Origin of the sequence: Lactiplantibacillus songbeiensis, from assembly GCF_005405125.1 — a bacterium.
GTDB lineage: Bacteria > Bacillota > Bacilli > Lactobacillales > Lactobacillaceae > Lactiplantibacillus > Lactiplantibacillus songbeiensis.
This window is the reverse complement of sequence record NZ_BJDL01000014.1, coordinates 45,097-60,473: the sequence shown is the minus strand read 5'-3', so window position 1 is coordinate 60,473 and position 15,377 is coordinate 45,097. Positions and strand designations below refer to the sequence as shown.

The 15,377-nt window shown below is 46.2% G+C and carries 12 protein-coding genes; 3 read left to right on the top strand and 9 right to left on the bottom strand.

Annotated elements, in window-relative coordinates; translation table 11 throughout:
- The 4 genes from FFM77_RS06325 to FFM77_RS06310 form a co-directional block, all read right to left on the bottom strand.
- Nucleotides 1-554 (bottom strand): hypothetical protein (locus FFM77_RS06325; protein ID WP_179951417.1); only part of this gene is annotated, 554 nt, incomplete at its 3' end.
- Between the two features lie 344 nt (nt 555-898).
- Nucleotides 899-3,238, bottom strand: a complete 2,340-nt coding sequence (locus tag FFM77_RS06320) for a collagen-binding domain-containing protein (RefSeq protein ID WP_137634919.1) — start codon at nt 3,236-3,238, stop codon at nt 899-901.
- Nucleotides 3,239-3,543: 305 nt separating this feature from the next.
- A complete protein-coding gene (locus FFM77_RS06315; protein WP_137634918.1) occupies nt 3,544-3,837 on the bottom strand; it encodes a cupin domain-containing protein in 294 nt (97 codons plus the stop codon).
- Between the two features lie 445 nt (nt 3,838-4,282).
- Nucleotides 4,283-4,762: a PTS sugar transporter subunit IIA gene (locus tag FFM77_RS06310; protein ID WP_137634917.1), complete on the bottom strand. Its 480-nt coding sequence runs from the start codon at nt 4,760-4,762 to the stop codon at nt 4,283-4,285.
- A 597-nt stretch (nt 4,763-5,359) separates the two neighbouring features.
- Between FFM77_RS06310 and FFM77_RS06305 the strand changes: the two genes are divergently transcribed.
- Nucleotides 5,360-6,310 (top strand): sugar-binding transcriptional regulator, encoded by a 951-nt coding sequence (locus tag FFM77_RS06305; RefSeq protein WP_137634916.1) that lies wholly within the window; start codon nt 5,360-5,362, stop codon nt 6,308-6,310.
- A 155-nt stretch (nt 6,311-6,465) separates the two neighbouring features.
- On the top strand, nt 6,466-7,149 hold the full coding sequence (locus FFM77_RS06300; RefSeq protein ID WP_137634915.1) for a fructose-6-phosphate aldolase: 684 nt from the start codon (nt 6,466-6,468) through the stop codon (nt 7,147-7,149).
- 56 nt (nt 7,150-7,205) lie between these two features.
- Here FFM77_RS06300 and FFM77_RS06295 read toward each other — a convergent pair whose 3' ends face one another.
- The 5 genes from FFM77_RS06295 to FFM77_RS06275 all read right to left on the bottom strand — a co-directional run bounded on the left by FFM77_RS06295 (nt 7,206) and on the right by FFM77_RS06275 (nt 14,167).
- Entirely contained in the window at nt 7,206-7,556 is a 351-nt protein-coding gene (locus tag FFM77_RS06295) for a DUF2200 domain-containing protein (protein WP_137634914.1), read from the bottom strand.
- A gap of 11 nt (nt 7,557-7,567) precedes the next feature.
- Complete coding sequence (locus tag FFM77_RS06290; protein ID WP_137634913.1) at nt 7,568-8,959, bottom strand: glycoside hydrolase family 1 protein; 1,392 nt, start codon at nt 8,957-8,959, stop codon at nt 7,568-7,570.
- A gap of 315 nt (nt 8,960-9,274) precedes the next feature.
- Complete coding sequence (locus tag FFM77_RS06285) at nt 9,275-10,156, bottom strand: ROK family protein (RefSeq protein WP_137634912.1); 882 nt, start codon at nt 10,154-10,156, stop codon at nt 9,275-9,277.
- Nucleotides 10,157-10,166: 10 nt separating this feature from the next.
- Entirely contained in the window at nt 10,167-12,869 is a 2,703-nt protein-coding gene (locus FFM77_RS06280) for an alpha-mannosidase (RefSeq protein ID WP_137634911.1), read from the bottom strand.
- 8 nt (nt 12,870-12,877) lie between these two features.
- Complete coding sequence (locus FFM77_RS06275; protein WP_137634910.1) at nt 12,878-14,167, bottom strand: glycoside hydrolase family 125 protein; 1,290 nt, start codon at nt 14,165-14,167, stop codon at nt 12,878-12,880.
- Nucleotides 14,168-14,314: 147 nt separating this feature from the next.
- Here FFM77_RS06275 and FFM77_RS06270 point away from each other — a divergent pair, with 147 nt between their 5' ends.
- Nucleotides 14,315-15,376, top strand: coding sequence for a GntR family transcriptional regulator (locus FFM77_RS06270; protein WP_137634909.1), 1,062 nt, complete (start codon nt 14,315-14,317; stop codon nt 15,374-15,376).
- Nucleotide 15,377: the final 1 nt, after the last annotated feature.

The window sequence follows — 15,377 nt, the reverse complement described above, 5'->3', positions numbered from 1 at the left end:
GCTTTTGCTTTTGCTTTTGCTTTTGCTTTTGCTTTTGCTTTTGCTTTTGCTTTTGCTTTTGCTTTTGCTTTTGCTTTTGCTTTAGAATACGCCTTTTTGGAACTGTCAGTTGATTTAGCCGTTCCGTTCGATTTTTTTTGCACAGGTGGTTCAGCTAAAAATCGATCCGTTACCGTATAAACTTCAGCCTCAGACGTTTGTGTCGTTTCTTTTTTTGCAGCGGCCTTTTTTTCAGCTTCCACTTTAGCCGCCTCGCTGGCCGCCGCAGCTTGTTTTGCTTTTTCTTCCGCTTCAGCCTTGCGAGCATCTTCGGCCTTTTTAGCTTCCGCTTGTTGCGCTTCGGCTTCGGACGCTGCTTTAGCAGCCGCTTCGCTTTCGGCCTTAGCTGCTTGATCATTATCAACAAGTGTTTCAGTTCGCGGATCGCTACTATCCGCTTCAGTGAGGTCATTGGTCCCCATGGCAATTAGTCCTAATAAACATAAAATACCTAAAGCAACAAACCATTTCCAACCAATCCAAAGTTTCCGTCGTTGTGTGCGTTTCTTTTTCATATGCGTACACCCCTTGCTTTTTTAATCACAAGCCATCTAAATCAGTCGTTCTCATTTTAAATCACACCTTTCCTTTAACGTTTTGCCAAATAAATCTTATCAAGATTTGACAAACTTATTATCTTTATAATATCCAACGTATCGCCGCCTAACAACCATTATGCTCTTTTTATGTAAAAATATATTGACTTATGGTTCAATTATGAGCCCATTATTTTTTAATAACCTTATACAAGCCAGCTTAAAATATAATTCACAATAGAAACCATTTATCTTAACGATAACCGACAAAAAAACGCGCAGCACTGTCAAAAAGACAGGCTACACGTTTCCATTAAGCTAACTTAATTGTGACGCTTCCGCCGTAAAGCTGCACTCCCAAGGACTAAAGTTGCCGCTGCAAGGCTCAAACCTAAGGCAGCCGCTGCATTAGATTGGCTTTCATCTGTTTGTGGCAAGCCGGATCCATGCATATCCGCCACCAATTGTGCCCGTAAAGCTTCTAACTTAGCAACCAAGATTTGATCGCCGTCCGCTTTAGCTTGCGCAATCGCCGCATCGAGTTTGGACAATAAGGCTTCCTCAGCATCTAAACGTTCTTCAGCCGTTGGTTCAGCTAAAGCCGCGTCTAATTCATCTTCAAAAGATTCTTCAACTGCCATATCGTGGTCTTCAGAATAAAAGTACTCTTCTTCATCATCAACATCTGGAACGGTTACATTAGGTGTTTCTACACCTTCATTACCATCTGTATCAGGTTCTTCAACCGCTTCGTTAGTGTCCGTGTCAGTATTTGGTTCTTCTGGTTCTTCAGTATCAGTCCCTGGTTCCTCAGTATCAGTCCCTGGTTCCTCAGTATCAGGTTTTTCAGGTTCTGGCTCCTCGGTACTTGGTTCCTCAGTTCCTGGTTCTTCGGTCCCTGGTTCTTCAGTTCCTGGTTCCTCGGTCCCTGGTTCTTCGGTCCCTGGTTCTTCAGTCCCTGGTTCTTCAGTTCCTGGTTCTTCAGTCCCTGGTTCTTCGGTTCCTGGTTCTTCGGTTCCTGGTTCTTCGGTTCCTGGTTCTTCAGGAAATTCAGGACCTGGATCTGGCGTAACATCAGGGTCCTCTGGATCATCTTCGTTATCTTTGTTATTTTGTAAATCCCAGCGATGGGTTTCAGCATTGACGACAACTTTATTAGCAATAATGTTCCCATCAACGTTTTGACCAGCAACCACTTCAGCAGATGGCGCTAAAATACTCCCTTGAAATGGCCGATTAATATTAATTGTTCCAGCATATTGCTTGTCACTAGCCGTTGAATCAAAGAAGTTCCAGAGTAAATGATTATCCCCAAAATCTTCAGTTTCATGGTTATTCCGATCTGAACCATCACTATAGATTACTTTAATTTGTGAATTAATATCATAATCCGCTTGGCCTTCAGTATCAACATTAATGATAATCGTATTCCCGTCAGCATCTGGTGAAAGTCCTTGGATTGTCAATGGCGTACTACCAGCTAAAACATCCGCAGTTAAGTTAATAACAATTCGGCCATTTTCATCTGGTTGTAAGTCAGTGACATCAATCACCCGATTATTTTGATCTGGAAAATCACTGGTCGTAACATTAAGTTGACTGTCTTTTGTGCTTAATCCTGCATTAGTATCTTTTAATTGTGCAAACTCTTTATCAAAGTCAATATAGACATTGCCATTCTTATCCTGGTAAACTTCTTCAGCTAACAAATGGTCGATGTAGACCCCGTTGACCATTGGCCGATTAGGATTGCTGACATCAACTTCAATGCCATCACCAAAGATAACTTTGTTACTCCGCGTTGCCCCATTTGAAACAAAGGAACTCCCCGCAATATTGGAAATATTTTGAATATACGAAATATCTTTATCCAAAAGTTCTTCAATGATATTCGTCCCAAAGTTAACATTACCAATTAGATTGCCAACCGCAACGTTCCCATTAGTGTGCGCATTTAATTCCGCTTCACGCGCAAAAATATGGAATTGCGATGAAATCCCCAAGATATTATTCAAGTCGGGATAATCATCGTAAACATTCCCACCATCTTGAACGGCATCGTTGGCTTTAACAGTCGCGTTGGTATTCAGACTACTCTTAAACGTCCCATATGAGGTCCCATTACCCAAATCTATTGAGGCTGGTTGAACCATATCAATCGAACTAGTAGTCGTCTTTTTTACAGATCCAGTCGTGGCATCACTGTTGCTTTGAGCCGTCTTGGTCGACTGACTTTCAGTCTTAGTCGATGTCTCTTTTGGCTGCGGTGTTTGTTGCTTAGTAGTCTCTACTGACTTAGTTTCTTTAGCAGAGCTTACTTGAGTCCCAGCCTGTTTAATACCATTCTGGTTATTATCAGCCTCTTGACTACTGCTTGAATGGCTACTACTCGAACTACTGCTGTTCGAAGATTGGCTACTTGAACTTTGGCTGCTTGCTTGACTATTACTGCTACTAGACTGCAAAACTTGTGAACTTGAAGAACTCGATGACGACTCACTTTTAGCCGTACTTTCAATACTGGAACTGCTACTAGTGGTGCCAGCATTTTCATCAGCGTTCGCTGTAACGGTTGCCCCACCTAACGTCAACAACACGGCACAAGCAAAGGCCCACCGACGACCAATCTTGTACATCTTAAAATGTGTTCGTTTACTTTCCATACACGTACACCCCACCTAAAATTATAGCTTGATTATGCCCTTAAAAATCCGTTAATTCACTTTCTATTTTCACGCTTTTTCAGGCAACAATCAACCACAATCGATAATTTTATTTGTATAAAAATATCAGTATAATAACAGCCATTAACCGCGTTAATATCCAGTTTTGCACAACTAAATATCGTGGACGACTTAAATAATCGATGGTTAAATAACTCATTTAGTTATACTAAGATTCAATCAACAAATATCTAATTTTCATGACACAAAAAAGACGGCAATCAGCTTGGATTACCGTCGATCATTTATTTAGCTAAGTCAGACTTAATCACCATCAGTTCACTGTCAACAATGGCTTTTAGGCCATGATGCTCATTGCGTTGCATCTGTACGATTCGTCCGGGATAAATCGTCTCCGTCCGTGTCTCATCTGAAAATGCGATTCGCCCTTTAATCGGCACCACAATCACGTCATAATCCACAAAATGTACCGGAGTTGCTTGACCAGCCGCTAACACCAAATGCGTCACGATTTGGTGGGGCGTCTCGACTAGATTTTCAAATAACTTAATATCCGTTTTACCTGTATAGACTTCCATAGTTAAACCCTCACTTTTAGTCAGATTGAATTACTGACTCCAGTATACCTACTAGTCAGGGGGCGCGGTTAACTTTACCTTTTGCACAATCTTAGCGAACGTTCGTTTGAATCTTTACACAAATATGCTCGTTTCATCTCAATTAATCAGTGATACCTAGTAAGTCACCGGATCATTTCGTGTGAGTGGAAGGGGGTTACTATTTTGTTACAGTCCTTTTGGGCACCGCTTGCGGTAGCACTGATCAGCATTTGGTTTGCGCACTGGTTAGAAGCACATGACCATCATCGTAAGTAGTCAACGGTAACACTAACCCACCCGCTTGATTTCAAGCGTAAAAAAAGCCCTCAGCTCGCCATAGCTGAGGGCTTTGGTGTACTTTGTTACAGTCCTTTAACCACTCATATTATAGCAAGTTCTCATCGAAAAAGCGACCACGTCACCCTCAAACTTCTACAACCTGGCCAACCGTTTCACCAGCTGTCACTGTCCCTGAATCTGGGACGTCCAAGGATTTCACATGCTCACCAGCATTAACGACGACCACCATCGTTGTCGCGGCCTTACCAGCTTGATGAATCTGCGCTAAATCCATTCGGGATAACGGTGTGTTGACGTTAACATGATCCCCAACTTTAACTAAGGTTTCAAATGGGTTGCCATTCAATTCAACCGTATCAATCCCCATGTGAACTAGGACTTCCAACTTATCCGCTTGAATGCCAACCGCATGTTTCGTCGGAAAATAACTAACGATCGTTCCCGCAATGGGACTAACGACCTGATCACAATCCGGTTCCACCGCAAACCCAACGCCATACTGGTTACTAGCATATACGGCGTGCTTAACTGACTTTAACGGCACCAACCGGCCTTGTACCGGTGCGCCGAGTGTGAACTTACGATGACGATTGAATAGTCCCATGAGAACGACCCCCTTGCTTGATTTCGCTACTTAGACCTGGTGCTGGTTGGTTTAAATTGCCACTCTGGTTGGGCCAGAATCGGCTGGAACGTGGTGGCCACGTTTTTGAGCCATAGAACGGTCTCAAAAGCCGGGCTTTATCTAAGTCGGAAAATCACCGACTAAGATAAATGACACCACTGAGCCAATTCTGGCCCGCCCGACGTTAACTAACAGGGATTAATGATTCTCTATTGTCGACCACAAATTTAGCCGATAGGTTGGTTCCTAAAATGCTCAGCCGTGTCGTTGGCCTTAGTGCGAGTGGTCTGCTCGGACTTAGGCCAAGGTCAGCTTTGAAGACCGCACTTTGGCTTCAAAATGGCCCATGGCGTTCCAGCGTTTTAGGAACCAACCGGCAGGCGGCAATTTCAACTGGCACCAAGCGTGCTACTTACCTTTCAACAACCCAAGCATAACTTATGAGACGCGTTTCAGGTCAAGTGAAACTAAATTTATTTTCGTTCGTAATTAAATGTCCGTGCAACTTGATACATTAATGGGTATACTAGCAATTGAATTCGGACCATCCTGGCACCAACTATTGGAGGATTTACTATGAATGATAATCGTCGCCGCTTGCTCGCAAAAGTCGCGTACCTCTACTATATTCGTGACTACACGCAAGCTCAGATTGCGCAAGAACTCAATATTTATCGCACCACTATCAGCCGGATGTTAAAACAAGCCCGGGAAAACGAAATCGTTGATATAAAAATCAACGACTTTAACACCGATTTATTTAATTTAGAAGAACAGTTACGGCAACGCTACCACCTTAAAAATGCCGTGGTCATTGCCAGCAAACCACACGCCGACCACCAAGCAAAGGAGCGCCGACTATCCAACGAGGCCGCCCTTTATCTCAAACAAATCATCAAACCACACAACATTGTTGGCTTTGCCTGGGGCTCCATTCTGGCTGGCATGATTGGCCAGCTCCATCATCCAATGCAAACCGCTGCGACTTTTGTGCCGTTGGTGGGTGGACCGAGTCCGTCAAATGCTCAATACCATGTTAACGGGATTGTCTACGATGCGGCGCGGGCCTTTGGGGGTCAGAGCTTGTTCGTGGATGCCGCGGCCGTGCAGGAATCCCAATACATTCGTGACGGGATTACCTCTTCACAATACTTCCATGAAATCCGCCATTGCTGGGATAACTTGGATATCGCCCTGCTAGGCATCGGCGGCCCATTGACCAATACGAGCAGTCGTTGGCGAGATCTGTTAACTCCCGACGATCGTGAATTATTGAAGGAACGCCAAGCCATCGGGGATTGTTGCTGCACCTTTTTCGACAAACACGGTAAGATTTTACGCGGGGATTTATTGAACCGGACCATCGCGATTCCTTTGGATCAGATCAAACAAGTCCCTAACTCGGTTGCGATCGCCCGCTCATTGACAAAAGCCCCGGCCATCCTAGCGTTACTCAAGATGGGGATTCTCACCACTTTGATTACCGATGCTGAAACTGCCCAAAGAGTGCTTGATTTAGACGACTAGCACATATGTGCAATTTTTAGCTAGTTACTTTCGTACGAAACCCCGTCTGAATGGTCCAGACCGACTTTTTCATTTGAAATGAATTTCCAATCCATAGTCAGCGCTTTCATTTCTCGGTATAGTGAACTTGTAAAAAACAAACAGGGGTGAACATCATGGAATTCTTATTAGACACAGTTCATATTGCAGACATCAAAAAATACGCAGGTATTATCCCGTTAAGCGGCGTAACCTCAAACCCATCGATTGTTAAAAAAGAAGGTAAAATTGACTTCTTCAATCACATGAAAGCGATTCGACAAATTATTGGCCTAGATGCTAGTTTCCATATTCAAGTCGTCGGTCAAACTACTGAAGCCATGGTTGAAGATGCTCACACCATTTTGAAGAATGTCGATGACCACGTCTTCATCAAGATTCCAACTAACGAAGCCGGTCTAGCCGCTATCAAGCAGCTTAAGAGTGAAGGCGTTAACGTCACCGCGACCGCCATTTATACGAAGTTCCAAGGCTACTTAGCCATGAGTGCCGGTGCCGATTACTTAGCACCTTATTACAACCGGATGGTCAACATGAACATCAATGCCGATGAAGTTATCGGTGAACTCGCTGCACAGATTTGCCGTGAAAATAGCAACACCAAGATTTTAGCCGCTAGCTTCCACACGGTTCAGCAAGTTAACTCCGCCTTTGAGATGGGCGCCCAAGCCGCCACTATGAGCGCTGATATCTTGAACACCGCTTTGACGGCACCCGCCATCGGGGCAGCTGTTAAAGACTTCACCAACGATTGGGAATCAATCTATGGTGTTGGCACGACCGTTACCTCATTGAAATAAATCAAGCAAACAAAAGCCCCACCAACTGCATCAATTACAGTTGGTGGGGCTTTTCATTACTGTCTTAAAATTTTAGACATCGGTTTACCCTTAGCCAGTTCATCGACCAGCTTGTCCAAGTATCGTATCTTTTGCATTAATGGGTCGCTAATCGCTTCAACCCGATAGCCACAAATCACCCCGGTAATCAAAGTCGACTGGGGGTTAAATGCGGGGGCCGCCGCAAAGAAACTTTCAAAGCTAGTCTGATCCGCTAGCAATTGCTGTAACTGCTGGTCACTATAACCAGTCAACCAGCGAATGACCTCATCCACTTCGGCGGCAGTCCGACCTTTTTTCTCAACTTTTTGCACGTATAATGGGTAGACTGTCGCAACTGGCATCGAAAAAATCTTAGCTTGAGCCATCCTAAAACCCCCTAGTCTTCAAATTGATTGGTGTCACTGAGTTGCTTAAACCAAGCAGCCGACTTCTTCAAGGTCTTCGTTTGGGTATGAATCTCATCACGAATCAAGCCGTAGCGGTTGTGATAGGCGTGATTCCATGACCAGCAGTCAATTGCCGTCCATACGAAATATCCTTGGCAATTTGACCCGGCCGCAATACCAGCCGCCAATGCGTTTAGATGGGCTCGCATAAAGTCAATCCGATAGTCATCTTGAACCACTCCTTGACGATCTAAGAAGCGTTCTTCATGCGCAACCCCCATCCCATTTTCCGAAATGAACCACGGAATGTTATGGTAATTTTCCTGAATGTTTTTCGCAATATCCGTCAGCGCTGTGGGATAGATTTCCCACCCGCGATCGACATTCATCACCCGTCCTGGCATCGCATAGTCTTTAAAGTAAATATCCGGTAACCACGGTTGTAGGCTAGTTGGTGAAATGTCTGGTCGTTGAACACGGAAAGGATGGTAATAATTCACCCCAAGCACATCCACTGGGTTAGCTGCAATCAAGGCCAGTTCCGCGGGAGTAGACTCCCAGATGACCCCATCGGTCGTTAACCGGTCTACCAATTTCGTTGGAAAATGACCGAGTACCGCCGGATCCAAGAATAAGTTATTCGACCACAACTCAGCAAATTCAGCCGCTGCTTGATCGGCGGGATCATCACTAGCTGCATACGCCGGGGTCAAGTTTAAAATAATCCCGATTTGATGATCAGTCTGTGGACAGAGCTGCCGAAAAGCGGCCACCGTTTTAGCTGAGGCTAAATTCAAGTTATACGCCACCTGCACGGCCTTGGGTCCATCGACAACTTGTGGATAATGCCAGCCATACAAGTATTGCCCATCGACCACCACTTTCGGCTCATTAAACGTGAACCACTTTTTCACCCGGTCACCGTAGAGCTTAAAGCATTGTTCAGCAAACTTAACAAATAAATCTACCACGTGTTTCGACTCCCAGCCACCATATTGATCATAAAGCGCCACCGGTAAGTCAAAGTGATGCAAATTCAGATACGGCTCAATCCCACGGGCCAACATCGCGTCAATCACCCGATTGTAATAGGCCACACCATCCGGATTCAAACTCGCCGTCTCAAAATCATCGATTAGGCGCGTCCATTGAATCGAGGTCCGTAGTCCTTGAATCCCCGCTTGCTGCATCAAGTCCAAATCATGTTCATAGTCATTGTAAAAGTTGGATGCTAAGTCTGGCCCCACCCCAGCATCGAATTGCTCCGGTGCGGTGGCAAACCAATAATCAAAAACATTTTGGTGCGGTTTGTGGAAATTACCTTCTGTCTGCGGGCCGGATGTGGCCGCTCCCCAGACAAAATCTTTGGGAAAACTGGTCATTTTTGTGTCACCTCATTGTTTGATTGCGTCTAGGTACGCGCAAGTACTGCCTGTCAGTTGGATTCTAAAAACAATCAATCGTTAATTTCCTAATCCACGTTAGTTAACGGCGGGCGGCCCAGAATTGGCTCAGTGGTGTCGTTTATCTTGGTCGGTGATTTTCCGACTTAGATAAAGCCCGGCTTGGAAGACCGCCCCTTGGCTTCCAAACGTGGCCACCACGTTCCAGCCGATTCTGGGCCAACCAGAGTGGTAAGTTAATCTAACCAGCACCAAGTACGCTTAAAATAAATACCAGTGGGCGGCAAATTACCACTACACGCGGTCATAAGTCTGCTCAAAATCAACGACCGCCCCACGCAGATTGGCCTCATCATGATACTGACAAGTCACGACGTTCGGTTTGATCGAAGCAATTTTGACCTGTGCCCGAATCTTTTCAATCTCGCGTTCGATACCAGGAATCAGCTGTGGATTATTTGAAATTGCCCCGCCAATCACAACTTTTTCAGGATCAAAACTGTATTGCAAATTATAGATTCCTAAGGCTAGCGCATGATACAAGGTATCCACTTCTTTAGTCGCGGCTGCATCGCCCTGCGCAGCTAAGTCGAATAAGTCTTTGCCACTCAGCTTTTTAGCAGTTGGGTTGGCTTTTAGATACCGTTTGACTGCCGCTGGAGCGGTCCCAAGTTCACTTAACGTGCCTTGGTCATTCATCAGCATAAAGCCGAACTCCCCACCGAAGAGATGGGCACCATGCCAGATATGGTGGTTGAAGATAACGGAACCGCCAACACCAGTCCCAATCACTAGGAAGACGAGGCTGTCCACATCTTTACCGGCACCACTCGCTAATTCCGCTAACGCGGCACAGTTAGCGTCATTTTCCATGCTGACGGGCAAGCCGAACTTTTCAGCCAGCTCTGACTGAATCGGAAAGTTATGAATATACGGAATCGCACTGGCACCTTCCACGACCCCAGTCAGCTTATTAACTGCCCCTGGTGAACTGATAGCGACCCCCACTAACGGCCATTGCTGCTTCATTTCGGCCACTTCATGGGTCACTAATTCAAAGAACGCGGCCTTAGTGGTCGGCGTTGGTAGCGCATGATGTGCCTGTAGTCCCTGACCATCCCATACAGCAAACTTGATCGACGTCCCACCAATATCAATTAATCCTAACGGTTGCATTTAAAATCCCTCATTTTTTCGCAAATAATAGCGTTTTGATTTCAGCCGGTCCTAATTGATCACTCGCTACATCTGGTAACGGCTGTTCGAGAAAATTCACCGCCGTTGCTGGTGTCTGACAGCAGCTCACGTCTAATGTAACCGGTTGCTTAGTTAAATTATAACCTCTTAAAGTCGCCCCGGCAGAATTATTTGCCCGTTTGAAACTAGTTACCGCAAATTCTAAGGTCCGTAATTGCAAATAAGCATCGTCGGCCGCCAGTTCGCCCGCATGCCAATCAGTCGGCTGAACACTAAACGGCACTTGGAAATTACGTGCCTGTTGATAACTGACCAACCGTTGTTCAGTCGTCCCATCATGTAATGCCAAACTATACTCGCAACTGAACGCCCCTAAACACTGCGCTTCTGGCGTTGGAAAATAACCCCAATCGCCCATTTCACCAACTGAACGCAATAACGTGACGGCAATCGTCCCGTGTTTCGGTAAGATTTCATATTCATTCAACCCGATGTTCCCAATCGTGACCCCGTTTTGCGCATCGTGTAAGTTAACAAAAGCCTGTTGATGTTGGGGATTCGTTGGATTTTGCCAATTTGCGGCGGGTTCATTCGCACGGGTGACCGTTTCAAAAATCACATCGCTCGTGTTCGTCGTCGCCGCTAAGTTCGTTTGGAACAAGACCCGCACCCGATGATCACGCATTTGATTATCAAAGCTGGTCTTAAACTGTAATTGCCGACTATGCCGACCTAAGCGCATGCGGGTGGTAATCGTTAATGGCCGCGTCACCGTGGACCGTTTCGCCGTTCGATGAGTAATATCCACGACCGCTTGTTGTTCAGCTAATAACTGCTCATCGGCGGATACTGGAATCGCTAGCTGATTAATCAGTTCAACTTCAACGCCCAGCGCATCATCGTGGACGAGCCGAACTTCAGTTGGAAAGTCCGTCGAGAGAATCGCCTGGTTATCGGCAGTTTGCCGGTAGATGTACTCATTCCCCATATCACCCGTATCTTCAAATACCAACATCTGGTGGTAGATATGCCCAGTCTCTCGGTTAGTGATCGTCAAGCTGCCATCACTCGCAACCGTCACTTTCAACCATTCATTACTGAATTCATGCTCACTAAACGCCCGCCGTGTCGGCCCTTCAATCGGTGTGACGCTTTCCTTAGCCGCTTGCAAGGCCAACGTCTGCCACCCATATGCTGGAAGACCGGTCACGTTGATGGCAATCGTGATTTCAATGGCTTGATACGCCACTCGGAAACGGTCTTTTGGCAAATCATAATGAAACTCAACGGCTTGCTTCACTAATCGAAACGGTACGGCTTGCCCACTTGCATCGACTAATTGTAGCGTTGGTAAGGCTGCCAATTCCGCTTCTAATTCAGCGCGTTGAGCTTGAATCGTCATCTCCGGACTAAAGTTCCGACGATCCCATTCGATCGTTACCTCAGTCTGTCCGGACTTCACAAACCCCGTAGTATTGACCACCACAAATGGCTTGGCATCAGTATCAAAGTCCGTGGTATCAATGCGTTGAGCTAAGGTGTTCAAGGCATCTTGCGCCAAGTAGCGCCCCACTTCCGTTGATTTGGCAAACCGGGTTAACATCTCGCGGTGAACCTCATCTACTGAACAGCCACAAATACTATCATGTGGGTGGTTCTGTAAAAGTAATTTCCAGGCATAACGGAAGCGGTCATGTGGGTATTGCTCGGCCGGATAAGCCATTGTCGCCAACGGTTCCGCAATACTATCAAGTAAGCGTTCATTACGCGTATTGGCCTGCTTCAAGTAGACCCGACTCGACGCCGTATTCGCCAAAGTATACCAACCATCCGTTTCTTGACTAGTCAGTTCGCCTTTAATCGTACTCAATTGGGTTGGCAAGCTATTTTTTAAAGCGGCCAAATAATCGGGAAAGTTTGAATGGACGAATTCATAGTCCGGATATAGTTCATTCGCCACTTTAATCGCCGTGGTCACATCAGCCTGCACCGGTTCGTGATCGACGCCGTTCATCATCAATAAGTTATCAGTTGAGGCATAAGCTTCGGCATCGGCCAGCTTTTGGTCCCAATAGATTTTCGCTTGAGCTGGATCAGTTGGAATCTCATTCCCATTGCTATACCAATTAGCAAATAACAGGCCTAAAATCCGTGTTCCGTCTGGTCCTTGCCACCACATCTCAGAATATTGTGACGCATAGTCGGCCCCCCCGGTCTGATTATTAAACCCAGTTGGGGTCACCCCACGACCAAACGCCGCCGTATCTAAGTCCGCTAACGCCATCATCTGTGGTGTCTGGCCCATATTACCGAATGTATCTGGGAAGTAGCCTAACTTCACTTCGTCGCCATACGCCAAAGCTTCATCGCGACCAATCACCATATTGCGGACATTAGCTTCCGGACTGATCAAAAAATCATCTTGCAAGATGTAAAACGGCCCAATCCGTAACTTGCCCGCCGTAATGGCCGCCGCCAGTTCTGGCTTGCGTTCTGGGCGTACTGCCAGATAATCATCTAACGCAATCATCTGACCATCCAGATGAAAGCTGTCAAAATCAGGATCATGCTTAAACAAGTCCAACAAGTTATCAATCAACGTTACCAAGCGCATGTGATGTTGCTCAAATGGCATGTACCATTCGCGATCCCAGTGGCTGTGAGAAATAATAAAAACCTTTTTCTTAGTCATCGTTTTAATCACCTTTCGATTTTAAACCCTAGCGTCGTTAACAATAATTCGCAATACATCATATTGGCCCAGGAGAACCATTCGCGGGTAAAACGGCGGTCGTCATTGACATCAAAGGATTCATGCATCAAATCCGTCCCGCCAGTCGTTTGAACCAACGTCTGTAAGGCCTGTAATTGTGGTCCGGCCGCGCGCGTCGTTAAGCCTTCCATCGCAATCGCAATCGGCCAAATATAATTAACCGGCGTATGCGGACTGCCTTGGCCCGCGGCTAGCTTGCCACTATAGTAATAGGGATTTTCTGGACTCAATAAGGTCTGCCGCGTCCGCATGTAGTTATCGTCGAACAAGTCACAATAACCCAAATATGGCGCACTCAACAGGCTCGGCACGTTGCCGTCATCCATTAACTTGGCGTGGCCTAAGCCGTCAACTTCATAGGCATAGACTTGTTCGCCATTGGCATTCTGCGTATAGCCATACGTTTCAATGCCAGTGCGAATTTCTTGTTGTAACTTTTTAGCCGTCGCCACAATCGTTGGGTCATCCAGGACACTGCTAAAGATCTCTTGCAAATATCCTAGAATCACCACGGCAAACATATTGGCGGGAACGAGATACCCGTATTCACAAGCATCATCACTCGGCCGAAAACCGGACCAGATCATCCCTGTCTCGGCCACCGGAGTCCCCCGACCGTCTCGCACCAATGAATCTTCAGGACGGTCTTTGGTCCGCACAAAGCGATATGGTGAACTGTCATGATGTTGTTCGACGGCAAAGGTCCGCAGTAGTGCCCGCACGCCACTGACAAAGTTCGTATCAAATTGGTCAGTCGCCCCAGTATTACGATAAAGCAGGTAGGCTAGCTGAACTGGATAACATAAGGAATCAATCTCAAACTTGCGCTCCCAGATCCAAGGACCCATCTCGGTCTGATCACTTTGGTGGCCTTGACCGTTAGCGGTTTCATTAAAGGCATTGGCATATGGATCCAAAGTCATATTAAAGAATTGCCGTTGGACGACCCGCGTAATCAGATCCGCAATACCAGGGTGTTCCCGGGCTAATACAAGATAAGGCCGCACTTGGGCTGTCGAATCGCGTTGCCACATTGCTGGAATGTCCCCGGTCAAAATAAAAGCGCGACCGGCATCATCATCTGAGATCGTGGTTGCTAACGTATTTAAAAATGTTTGCTGGAAAACCTGCCCGTAACGGGGGTCCAAGTCTTGACTCAACTGGCTAATCTTAGCTACAAAAGCGGTCACTTGGTCGTCAACATAATTGGTTGTCATCTGCTCACCTCATTATTTGATATATCATTTTCCGTTATTATAGCATGTGTTTAATAATTGTCTATATCAAATACACTCGTTTTGCTTTCCTTTTACCGGCTTAAATGATATATTAATGGCAATCAAGGACAATGGAAGTGAGGAACCATGCCAAAAAATGAACCGCGTTATTTAAAAATTTATCATGATTTACAGCAACAAATTGCCAACGGTCAGCTCCAACCAGATGAACAATTACCAACCGAACTACAACTAGCCAAAACGTACGCCGTCAGCCGAATTACGTCTAAGCGGGCCTTAACCGAACTAGAAAGTCACGGTCTAATCTATCGTCAACAAGGTAGCGGTAGTTTCGTGCAACGTTTACCACAGACCCAAACTGCACAACAACTATTATTAGTCCTGCCATTTCCAACGGATGCCGGGCTCGGCGACTATGCGTCCGGCGTTAGCCAAGCAGCCACCGCGCGCGGTTATCAGACCGTGACGATGGATACGGAGAACTTTAACCAGCTGAGCCTCCGGGACTTACAGACCCAATACGCTGGAATTATCTATTTAACTCAGAACTTGTACGCCGACGCTGAGCGACTCTACCAATTAAAGCTAGCCCATTTACCAATCGTTTTATTGGATAAACAATTTCCAGAACTCGGATTGCCAGTAGTGGCCGCCGACAACTTTACTGGTGGACAATTAGCTACCGAACACTTAATTCAGCTACAGCACACGCAAATTTTGTTTTATGCGCAAGCTGAATCCGTTTTACCGAGTTCCGTATACGACCGTTACTTCGGGTATTTAACGGCCTTGCATGCCGCTAAGCTGACCCCCCCGGCACCACTTGCGCAACTGGCTGACTTGAATCAGTTCACCCCGGAACAATGGGTGCGCTACCTTAAAGATCATGCCATTACCAGTATCGTCGTCGAAAATGACCTAACCGCGATCAAACTGATGAACGCGCTACGTGATACCGATCCCGCGTTATTTCAACGCCTATCGATCGTCGGCTTCGATAATATTCAAGCGGCCAGCTTAACGTACCCGGCCTTAACGACTGTCGCCCAAGACTTTCAAGGGATGGGCGCCAAAGCCGTTGACCGACTATTACAACCAACCACGACTAACATGCTCATTAAATTACCGGTCACGTTAATTCCACGTGACTCCACCAAACCAATGGTGCCCTATTCAAAGGAGGATTAAC